Source organism: Alteraurantiacibacter aestuarii (assembly GCF_039523595.1).
In the GTDB taxonomy this organism is placed as follows: Bacteria; Pseudomonadota; Alphaproteobacteria; order Sphingomonadales; family Sphingomonadaceae; genus Alteraurantiacibacter; species Alteraurantiacibacter aestuarii.
In genome coordinates, this window is record NZ_BAAAFP010000002.1 from 594,004 (window position 1) to 603,327 (window position 9,324).

The following is a 9,324-nucleotide window of genomic DNA, read 5'->3' on the forward strand; positions in this document are numbered from 1 at the left end:
GCCCTGCGACCTGACGGGATCAATTCCATGAATTCTCAATCTGAACCCCAATTTCTCGCTGGACCCCTGCATCCTGGCCCCCTGCATCTTGGTATTGTGCAGCCTTGGGACTGCGATGTCATGGGTCATTTTACCGTCCGCCGCTATGCCGCTGCGTTTGACGATGCGAGCTATCAGCTGCTGTTCCGCCTGAGCGGGACGAGCCCTGTTTCGCAGGCCGATGGCCTTGGTTGGGCCGATGTGCGGCAGGTCTATGAATATCATGCGGAGATGCTGCCCGGCACGATGTTCTCTATTTCCGGCGCACCGGTGCGGCTGGGTACCAAATCCATCGATGTCGAATATCGCATGGTGCGAACGCAGGACGGGTCTGCGGTGGCGACGATGCGCTCCACACTTGTCCGGCTCGATCTCAAGGCGCGCGAAGGCGTTGCGGTGGAAGCGGCCATGCGCGCGCGGATCGGGCAGATGATCGATGCCTCAACCTCCGTGACCGGCGGTGAAGGCGCTTAGGAAAGCGGAAAGATTGTCGCCCAGCGCGTCACACAGATAGCCGCCCTCCTGCACGATGACCGCAGGCATTGGCAGGCGCTTGGCGATGGCATTGCCGATCTTGCCATAACCCGGCGTGGTCACGGCCAGTCCGCCAAACGGATCGCCTTCAAAGGCATCGAGACCCAGCGCGATCACCAGCGCATCGGGCGCGAAAGCGGCGGTGCGGTCCAGCGCCTGATCCAGCGCCGACAGGAACTCGGCATCGCCCGATCCGCGTTGCAGCGGCAGGTTGTAATTGAACCCCAGTCCGTCTCCCTCGCCGCGCTCACACGCGCTGCCCCAGAAGAAAGGATAGAAACGCACCGGATCGGCATGGATGGAGACGGTCAGCACGCTGGCATCGCGGTAGAATATCTCCTGCGTGCCATTGCCGTGGTGCAGGTCCACATCCAGCACCGCCACGCGCGGATATTGCCGCTGCAACCGGCGCGCGGCGATGGCGCTGTTGCTCAGGTAGCAGAAACCACCGGCCAGCTCTGCCGACGCATGGTGGCCGGGCGGCCTGCACAGGGCATAGCTATGGCGCTCGCCTGCCAGCACCGCATCGGCGGCACCGATCGCGGCCTGCGCGCTCCAGTATGCAGCGTCCCAGGTTTCGGCCCCAATCGGGCAGGAGGCATCAGACATATGCCAGCCCGCCTGCGCCACAACGGACGCCGGATAGGTGCCATTGCGGCGGCTTGGATGGATATTGGGCGTGACCGATTCAGAAGCGCCCGCGATGTAGCTCCAGCGTTTGTGGGCATGGCGCAGGAACTGCAGATATTCGGGCGTGTGCACCGCCGAAATGGCCGACATTCCGCTGTCCGCGGGTTGCTCGATCCGGCACCCGGCAGCCTCGGCCCCCTGGCGCAGGCGGGCGATCCGGTCAGGGTGTTCGGGATTGTCCTGCATCACCCCGTTGACCAGGAAGGTGCGCGGGAAATGCGCGGACTGGGCCTGTTGGGCAAGAAATGTCCTCATGCCGCCACGCTCAGGTTCAATTGCGCCTCCAGCACTTGCAGGCTTTCTGTCAGCTTGCCCAGAATTTCATCGACGTGGTTTTCATCGCTGATCATCGGCGGGCAGACCATGAAGTGATCCCCCTCTCGCCCGCCGCGCGTGCGCCGGGAATAGATGATCAGGCCGCGCTCATAGGCGATATCGACCAGTCGCACATAGGCATCCAGATGCGCGGGCAGGGGGGCCATTGTCTGCCGGTCTGCCACCAGTTCGAAGGCCAGCAACAGGCCCTTGCCGCGGACATCGCCGATGAACGGGAAACGCGCCATCAGCCCTTCCATCCCGGCTTTGAGCAGATCGCCGATACGCGCGGTATTGCCCATCAGGTCATGCGCCACGATTTCGCGCGTTACCGCCAGGCCGGCGGCGCAGGCGAGCGGGTTGCCGGCATAGGTGAATCCATGCGCAAAACCGCCCGCATCCAGCACCGGTTCAATGATGCGCTGCGGGGCCACAACGGCACCTAAAGGCGCATAACCGGCCCCGAAACCTTTCGCCAGCGCGACAATGTCGGGCATGGCGTCCCAGTGCTCGGCTGCCAGGAAGCGGCCGGTGCGGCCCACGCCTGTCATCACCTCATCATAGATCAGCAATATGCCAAATTCGTCGCAGATTTCGCGCGTGCGGCGATAATAGGAATCGGGCGCGACCAATGCGCCGGTGGTGGCTCCTCCGACAGGTTCCATCATGAAGGCCAGCACGCTTTCGGGGCCTTCCGCCAGAATCCTGTCACGCAGCATTTCGGCATAGCGCAGCCCGGCCTGTTCGGGATCGAGGCCGTCGCGGTCCAGATAGCAGCGCGGCGCGGGGACTTTGGGCATCTCGCGCATCATCGGCGCAAACGGCTCTGTCAGCGGATCGTAGGAGCTGACCGCCAGCGCGCCCAGAGTGCAGCCGTGGTATGACGGTGCGCGCGAGATCACTTTCCAGCGGGTGGTCTCGCCCACCGCCAGCTTGTGCGAGCGGGCCAGCTTGATCGCAGTTTCGGTCGCTTCCGACCCCCCCGATACGAAGAACACCCGGTCGAGGTCTCCGGGGCACAGATCGGCGATGACCGAGGCCAGCTGCTCTGCCGGTTCATTCTCGAAATGCAGGCGATAGCCGAAGGTCGCGCGGTTCATCTGTTCGCGCATGGCTTCGAGCACGCGCGGGTTGGAATGGCCGATGTTGGAGACCATCGCCCCGCTCGACCCGTCCAGATAGCGGCGTCCCTCGACATCCCAGATATACACGCCCTCGGCCCGGGCGATTGTCGGGCGGCGCAGGCGCGATTGATAGAACAGGTGCGATGGCACCAGACCGGCGGTCATGCGGGCTCCTCCACGGCGGCAAAGGCAAGGCAGTCATCGGCGGCAAATGTCAGCGCGACATCGGTGCCGGCAGGCAGTGGTGCGCCCTCCAGAAAGGTCTGCACGTAAAGCGATTGGCCAGCCGCATCGACCAGATAGCGCACGGCCTGCCCCTGATAGTCGACGGCTTCGATCCGGCCCGCGAAGGCTGCGCCGCTGGCATCGCCGGGTTCGCTGCCAGCAACGGACAGGCGCAGCTTTTCCGCGCGCACCACCAGATCCACCGGCATACCGGGAGAGAGCGCATCACCGCCCGTCACCGCATGAACAGCGCCGATATTGTCCACCTCTGCGGTCACTTTGTCTCCGTTGGCTTGCTGAACGGTGCCGCGCAGGATGTTGCACTGGCCCAGGAAATTGCCGACGAAGGGCGATGCGGGGCGGTTGTATATCTCTGCCGGGCTGCCGACCTGTTGCAGCCGCCCGCTGCGCAGCACGGCAATCGCGTCCGACATGGCCAGCGCTTCACCCTGATCGTGGGTGACGAAGATGGTGGTCACCCCCAGCCGTTCCTGAATTGCGCGCAGTTCAATGCGCATTTCGTCACGCAAATTGGCATCGAGCGCGGACAATGGCTCGTCCAGCAGCAGCACGTCCGGTTCGATCACCAGCGCCCGGGCCAGAGCCACGCGCTGGCGCTGTCCGCCAGAAAGCATGCCGGGGCGCGCATCGCCGCGTCCGGGCAGGCGCACCAGATCCAGCATGGCCAGCACGCGGTCCTGCTCTTCTCCCTTGTCGATCCCGTGATAGCGCAGGCCGAAGGCTATGTTCTCGTGCACGGAAAGATGCGGGAACAGCGCGTAATTCTGGAACACCAGCCCGATCTTGCGCTTGTGCAGCGGCACGCCCGCCATCGACCGTCCGCCGATCAATATCTCGCCCTCATCCGGCTGTTCCAGCCCGGCGATCAGGCGCAGCAGCGTGGTCTTGCCGCAGCCGCTGGGGCCCAGTAATGTGGTGAAGCTGCCCTGCTTTGCAGTCAGCGAAACATGGTCTGCCGCCAGCGTGGGGCCATAGCGCTTGACCACGCCGCGAAGTTCCACTGCCTTTACCATCCCTTTTGCACCCGGCTGAACATCGGCGCCCAGTCGCGCTCATGCCCGTTCCAGTAGGCGGGATCGAAAAAGCGATATCCCGACAGGTCGCCATCGGCCACGAAGCCGGGCAGCGAGCGGATCGAGGCGGGCAGGTCGACCTTGGTCGGATCGAGCGAGGGCGGGTAATATTGCGCCTCTGCCACCATGATCGCCACTTCGGGTTCGAGCATGAAGTTGAGCAGTTTTTCGCATTCGCGCATCGGCGATCCTCTCAGTACGAAGATACATTCCTGCCAGGCCACGCCATCGGCAGGCTGGTGAAAGCCCATCTCCACGCCGGCATTGCGCAGCGCGGCAATGCGACCGGACCAGGCATCGGTGACGAACAGTTCCTCCTGCGCCAGCAGGTTCATCAGTTCCGCGCCGGAGGACCAGTATTTGACCGTCAGGTCGCGGTGGCGGCGGATCATCGCCCAGACCGCGTCCATATCGGTGATGGCATTGGGGTTCTGGCCAGCGGCGGCGGCGGCATACCAGATGCGCGTGCGCCATTCGTCCCAACCGCCGATGCGGTGGCGAAATTGCGGATCGATCAATATGCGCGATCCCGCCCGCGCCACATGTTCGGCGGACACGCGCCTTGGATTGAAGGCGATCCCGGTGGTCCCGTAATCATAGGGAATGGCGGACAGTGATCCGCCGGTCACAGCACGCAGCGGCGCGGCGAGCTGCGGGATGGTGAGCGCCAGATTGGGGATGTTGCTTTCATCCAGCGCCGAGGTCAGCCCCTGATCGTGAAAGCGGGCGTAATCGAACACGCCGGAAAGATGCGCGACATTATATTCGCCGGGCCGGTTGGCGATCACCCGGGCAAGGAATTCATCGCTGCCGCCAAAGGTTCCGCTCACCACCTCGACACCGGTCTCCCGCTCGAACGGGGCGAAGGCGTAATCCTCGAAGGCCTGCGATACCACGCCGCCCCAGCCATCAAAGCGGACCTGGCGCACCGGCTGGCGTTGTGGTCGGTTTTGCGGCCGGCTTTGCGTCTGGGCCTGCGTTTGAGCGAGCGCGGCCATGCCCAGCGGGCCGCCAACCACACCCGCCGCCGCGCCAAGCTTTGCCATTGCGCGCAGGAAATCTCGCCTGCCGCGCGGATCATCGCGCAAGGTGGCAAACAGGCGGTAGGCGTGATTTTCAAAGCTCATGCGCTGCTGGCCACGCTGCTGGCCACCAGGCTGCGGCCATCCAGCCCATAGGTGCGCTGATCGCGCGGAGTTTCCTCTATCCGCTTCGACAGCAGGGTCCAGAAAGCCTGTTCGGCGCGGCTCAGCCGGTTGGCAGGGTGGCGCACGACGGAAACATCCACGGCGGGCGGATCATCATAGGGCGGCAGGCGCCAGAGCAGGCCGTCTGCCACGTCGCGGGTCACCACGTGGATCGGCAGCGGGCCGATGCCCATTCCGGCAATCACCATCCGGCGCACCTCTTCCAGATTGTTCGATACGCCCACCGGCTGACCGGCAAAGCTGGCGCGCGCGCGGAGCATGGCGACGGGGCGCAGCACATCGTTGAGCTGGTCGGTATCGAAGGAGACGCTGCGCTCCTCACGCATATCCGCCAGCGTCAGGTCGCTCTTGCCGAACAGCGGATGGGCAGGACCGCAGAAGAAGCCGAAATGCTCGGTATAGAGATGGGTGTATTCCAGATCCGCATCACGCTCACGCACAAGGCAGATGCCCAGCGAGCATTTCTTGCCCAGCACATCTTCGATCACGTCGAGCGACGGGCGCACGCGGATCGCCAGCCGGGCGCGCGGATGATGCTGCTGGAAATCGGCCAGCGTGGCATCCACCAGCGGGCTGACCACGTGGCTGGCCATGGAAAGTACCACTTCGCCCGAAACCTCCTCGTCAATATCGCCAAGGATCAGCGGCAGCCGGTCCAGCGATCCGAAGATGTCGAGCGCCTGTGCAAACAATGCCTCGCCGTGGGTGGTGGGGGCAAACTTGCGCGGCCCGCGATCGATCAACCGGTGGCCCAGCGTATCCTCCAGCCGGCGCAACGCATTGCTGACGGTGGGCTGCTTGAGATCGAGCCGCTGGGCAGCGCCGGTAATGGAGCCTTCCTGGACGATGACAAGGAAGGTGCGCACCAGATTCCAGTCCAGCCGCCAGGCAAGTTCGCCTTTGTCTTCTGACATCATACCATTCCCTCAAGCTATGATTGACGGGAAGCCTATCAGAAGAGAGAATGCCATGCAGCAGGTGGATATGGCAATATGAAAATGCCGGGTACAGATTCGAAAGGTGCAGATTCGAAAAGAGCGTTGGCCCATCGCTGGCTGCTGGCGCCCGCCATCATCGCCATCACCCTGTTGCTGCTGGTGCCGCTGCTGTTCACCGTGCTGCTGTCGCTGGGCATATTGAACGTCGGCAATTCCGAAAACACCGCCGGAACGGGCGCGTGGCAGTCCGTTCTGGGCGATGGCTTCTACTGGTGGTTTCTGGTCAAGACCCTGCTGGTTGCCGGCGTTTCCACGCTGGTGGCCGCACTGCTGGGCTATCCGCCAGCCTATTTCCTGGCCACGTCGCGCTCGCGCTGGCGGCCCCTGCTGCTGCTGCTGATCGTGCTGCCGTTCTGGATCAGCTATATCATCCGCACGATGAGCTGGATCAACGTGCTGGGTGCCAGCGGCGCGATCAACGAGGCGGCGATGGGGCTGGGGCTGATCGATACGCCGTGGCCGCTGCTGTATAATCAGGTTTCGGTGATCGTCGGGCTGGTCCATTTCATCCTGCCGTTCATGATCCTCAACATCTATGTCGCGCTCGATGGGCTGGATGAGAGCCTGCCCGGTGCCGCAAAATCGCTGGGGGCGAGCAGCTGGCAGGCATTCTGCCGCGTCACATTGCCTCTGTCCGTGCCCGGCCTTGCCGCCGGATCGCTGATCTGTTTCCTGCTGGCGGCGGGCAGTTATGTCACGCCGATCATCCTGGGTGGCCCGAAGGACGCGATGTTCGCCAATCTTATCTATGAGGCGATGATCATCCAGCTCGACTGGCGCACCGGCGCGGTGCTGGCGCTGTTGCTGCTGGGCGCGCTGGGCATGGTCACCGCCATTGCCGCCCGCTTCCTGGGGCTGGAACGGATCGGGAGGGCGGCAGCATGACCTCGCGCACGGTTCTGGGTCTGGCCACCGGGGCGATCTATGCCTTTCTGTTCCTGCCGCTGGCGGCGGTGATCCTGCTGGCCTTTGCCACCAACCAGTTCGGCGGTTTCCCGATTGAGGGCGTGACGCTGCAATGGTTCGCCGATCTGTGGGCCAATGATGCAATTCTTGCCGCGGTGCGCACCTCGCTGGTGCTGGGGCTGGCCACGGCGCTGATCTCCACCGCCATCGGCGTGCTGGCCGCGCTGGCGATGGTGCGCCATGATTTCCCCGGCAAGGCGTGGGTGGCGGGCGTGCTGCTGGCCCCGCTGCTGGTGCCCGAAGTGGTGCTGGCGGCGGCACTGCTGTTGTTCCTGTCATGGATGGGCGTGCCGCGCAGCTTTCCGCTGCTGCTGGCGGGCCATGTGATCTTTGCCCTGCCGTTCGTGATCCTGGTGATTCAGGCGCGGCTGACCGGGCTCGATCCGGCCTATGAGGATGCGGCCAAAAGCCTTGGCGCCAGCCCGGTGCAGGCCTTTTTCCGCACCACATTGCCGCTGCTGACTCCGGCGCTGCTGGCAGGCGCCCTGTTCGCCTTCACCATCAGTTTCGACAACATCACCGGCACCTTGTTCTGGAAGCCGGGCGGCACGGAGACTGTGCCGACGCAGATTTACGCCATGCTGCGCGATTCCGTCAGCCCGGAAGTCAACGCGCTGGGCGCGGTGATGGTGGTGGGCACGGTGCTGGTTTTTCTTGTCGGCCTTTCGGCCATGCGGGTGAGTTATCATGAACGTACAGACTGATCGCATCTCCAAGGCCCGTCCTGCGCGTAAGGTTATCGTCACCTGCGCCGTGACCGGATCGATCCACACGCCCACGATGAGCCCGCATCTGCCCATCACCGCGCGCCAGATCGCCGATGCCTCTGTCGAGGCGGCGCAGGCGGGCGCGGCGATCATCCATCTGCACGCGCGCGATCCGGACAGCGGCTATCCCAGCGCCGATCCTGAGCATTTCCGCCCGTTTCTGGAGGATATCGCCGGTCGCTGCGATGCCGTGCTCAACATTTCCACCGGCGGATCGTCACTGATGCCGCTGGAAACGCGGCTGGCCCCGGCGCGCGCCGCGCAGCCTGAAATGTGCTCGCTAAACATGGGATCGATGAACTTCGGCACCTTCCCGCTGGCTGATCGCTATTCCGACTGGCAGCACAATTGGGAGCCTGAATTGCTGCTCAAGACGCGCGATGCGATCTTCAAGAACAGCTTTGCCGATATTGAGGAAATCCTCGAAATGGGCGTGGCGACCGGCGCCCGGTTCGAGTTCGAATGCTATGATCTGGGCCACGTCGAAACACTCGGATACTATTACCGCAAGGGGCTGGTGAAAGGCCCGATCTATCTGCAATTCGTGCTCGGCGTGCTGGGCGGGGCCGGCGCCACGGTGGACAATCTGGTGCACCTGAAGAACACCGCGGACCGGCTGCTGGGCGATGATTATCGCTTCTCCGTGCTGGCGGCGGGCAAGCAGCAATTGCCGCTGGCCACGGTGGGCGCGGTGATGGGCGGCAATGTGCGCGTCGGGCTGGAGGATTCGCTCAGCCTTCCCGGCGGCGCACTGGCCCCCAGCAATGCCGCGCAGGTTGCGGCCATGCGACGGATTCTGGAAGAGCTCGGCCTTGAAGTGGCGACAGCCGGGGAAACCCGCGAAATGCTGGCGCTCAAGGGCCATGACAAGGTGGCGTTCTGACGATGACAGACCAGGTAACATTGCGCCTTGCCCGCGCCGAGGATGCCGGGCTGATCCAGGCGATGCTGGAAGCGCTGGCGGCAGAAACCGGCTATCCCGGTGCCATCAAGGGCGGTGAAACGGCCATTCTGGCGCATGGATTTGGACCGCGCCCGCTGTTCACCGCGCACCTTGCCATGTGCGATGGCAAGGCCGTGGGCATGGCGCTGTGCTTCCCCGAATATTCAAGCTGGCGCGGCCTGCCCGGCATCTATGTGCAGGATCTCTATGTCGCGCCCGATCACCGCGGTGCCGGCGTGGCGCTTGCCTTGCTGGCGCGCGCGGCGCGCGGCGCGCAATATCTGCGATTGTCGGTTGCCGCATCCAATGAGGCCGGTGCCCGCTTCTATGAGGCGGCCGGTTTTTCCGAAGCCAGTGCCGAGCGGATATTCGTGCTGGAGGGCGAGGGGCTGAAGGCCCTGCGTGACAAGGTTTGAGAGGA

At 64.0% G+C, this 9,324-nt stretch carries 10 protein-coding genes; 5 read left to right on the forward strand and 5 right to left on the reverse strand.

Annotated features, from left to right (window positions below; translation table 11 throughout):
• The first annotated feature begins 27 nt into the window (after positions 1–27).
• Positions 28–513 carry an acyl-CoA thioesterase gene (locus tag ABDZ98_RS06535; RefSeq protein WP_272916779.1) on the forward strand — a complete coding sequence of 162 codons (486 nt, stop codon included), beginning with the start codon at positions 28–30 and terminating at the stop codon, positions 511–513.
• Here the strand turns inward: ABDZ98_RS06535 and ABDZ98_RS06540 are convergent.
• From ABDZ98_RS06540 to ABDZ98_RS06560, 5 genes are read right to left on the reverse strand one after another with little or no spacing between them, the layout of a single operon-like run.
• Entirely contained in the window at positions 481–1,518 is a 1,038-nt protein-coding gene (locus ABDZ98_RS06540) for a histone deacetylase family protein (RefSeq protein WP_160590090.1), read from the reverse strand. The genes ABDZ98_RS06535 and ABDZ98_RS06540 overlap by 33 nt on opposite strands.
• Positions 1,515–2,867 (reverse strand): aminotransferase family protein, encoded by a 1,353-nt coding sequence (locus ABDZ98_RS06545; protein ID WP_160590088.1) that lies wholly within the window; start codon positions 2,865–2,867, stop codon positions 1,515–1,517. Before ABDZ98_RS06545 ends, ABDZ98_RS06540 begins: the two co-directional genes overlap by 4 nt.
• Positions 2,864–3,961 carry an ABC transporter ATP-binding protein gene (locus ABDZ98_RS06550; RefSeq protein ID WP_160590086.1) on the reverse strand — a complete coding sequence of 366 codons (1,098 nt, stop codon included), beginning with the start codon at positions 3,959–3,961 and terminating at the stop codon, positions 2,864–2,866. The genes ABDZ98_RS06545 and ABDZ98_RS06550 overlap by 4 nt, the downstream gene beginning before the upstream one ends.
• Entirely contained in the window at positions 3,955–5,148 is a 1,194-nt protein-coding gene (locus tag ABDZ98_RS06555; RefSeq protein WP_202385938.1) for an ABC transporter substrate-binding protein, read from the reverse strand. The genes ABDZ98_RS06550 and ABDZ98_RS06555 overlap by 7 nt, the downstream gene beginning before the upstream one ends.
• Positions 5,145–6,143 carry a LysR family transcriptional regulator gene (locus ABDZ98_RS06560; RefSeq protein ID WP_202385937.1) on the reverse strand — a complete coding sequence of 333 codons (999 nt, stop codon included), beginning with the start codon at positions 6,141–6,143 and terminating at the stop codon, positions 5,145–5,147. The genes ABDZ98_RS06555 and ABDZ98_RS06560 overlap by 4 nt, the downstream gene beginning before the upstream one ends.
• Before the next feature lie 126 nt (positions 6,144–6,269).
• Here ABDZ98_RS06560 and ABDZ98_RS06565 point away from each other — a divergent pair, with 126 nt between their 5' ends.
• From ABDZ98_RS06565 to ABDZ98_RS06580, 4 genes are read left to right on the forward strand one after another with little or no spacing between them, the layout of a single operon-like run.
• On the forward strand, positions 6,270–7,112 hold the full coding sequence (locus ABDZ98_RS06565; protein ID WP_202385936.1) for an ABC transporter permease: 843 nt from the start codon (positions 6,270–6,272) through the stop codon (positions 7,110–7,112).
• Complete coding sequence (locus ABDZ98_RS06570) at positions 7,109–7,897, forward strand: ABC transporter permease (protein ID WP_160590081.1); 789 nt, start codon at positions 7,109–7,111, stop codon at positions 7,895–7,897. The genes ABDZ98_RS06565 and ABDZ98_RS06570 overlap by 4 nt, the downstream gene beginning before the upstream one ends.
• On the forward strand, positions 7,881–8,843 hold the full coding sequence (gene kce, locus ABDZ98_RS06575; RefSeq protein WP_160590080.1) for a 3,5-dioxohexanoate:acetyl-CoA acetone transferase: 963 nt from the start codon (positions 7,881–7,883) through the stop codon (positions 8,841–8,843). The genes ABDZ98_RS06570 and kce overlap by 17 nt, the downstream gene beginning before the upstream one ends.
• A 2-nt stretch (positions 8,844–8,845) precedes the next feature.
• A complete protein-coding gene (locus ABDZ98_RS06580) occupies positions 8,846–9,319 on the forward strand; it encodes a GNAT family N-acetyltransferase (protein ID WP_160590078.1) in 474 nt (157 codons plus the stop codon).
• The last annotated feature ends 5 nt before the right edge of the window (positions 9,320–9,324 follow it).

What these genes read in the sequence shown, in the direction of transcription:
- ABDZ98_RS06535 (WP_272916779.1), top strand. Translation starts at nt 28, where the DNA reads ATGAATTCTCAATCTGAACCCCAATTTCTCGCTGGACCCCTGCATCCT.
- ABDZ98_RS06540 (WP_160590090.1), bottom strand. Translation starts at nt 1,518, where the DNA reads ATGAGGACATTTCTTGCCCAACAGGCCCAGTCCGCGCATTTCCCGCGC.
- ABDZ98_RS06545 (WP_160590088.1), bottom strand. Translation starts at nt 2,867, where the DNA reads ATGACCGCCGGTCTGGTGCCATCGCACCTGTTCTATCAATCGCGCCTG.
- ABDZ98_RS06550 (WP_160590086.1), bottom strand. Translation starts at nt 3,961, where the DNA reads ATGGTAAAGGCAGTGGAACTTCGCGGCGTGGTCAAGCGCTATGGCCCC.
- ABDZ98_RS06555 (WP_202385938.1), bottom strand. Translation starts at nt 5,148, where the DNA reads ATGAGCTTTGAAAATCACGCCTACCGCCTGTTTGCCACCTTGCGCGAT.
- ABDZ98_RS06560 (WP_202385937.1), bottom strand. Translation starts at nt 6,143, where the DNA reads ATGTCAGAAGACAAAGGCGAACTTGCCTGGCGGCTGGACTGGAATCTG.
- ABDZ98_RS06570 (WP_160590081.1), top strand. Translation starts at nt 7,109, where the DNA reads ATGACCTCGCGCACGGTTCTGGGTCTGGCCACCGGGGCGATCTATGCC.
- kce (WP_160590080.1), top strand. Translation starts at nt 7,881, where the DNA reads ATGAACGTACAGACTGATCGCATCTCCAAGGCCCGTCCTGCGCGTAAG.
- ABDZ98_RS06580 (WP_160590078.1), top strand. Translation starts at nt 8,846, where the DNA reads ATGACAGACCAGGTAACATTGCGCCTTGCCCGCGCCGAGGATGCCGGG.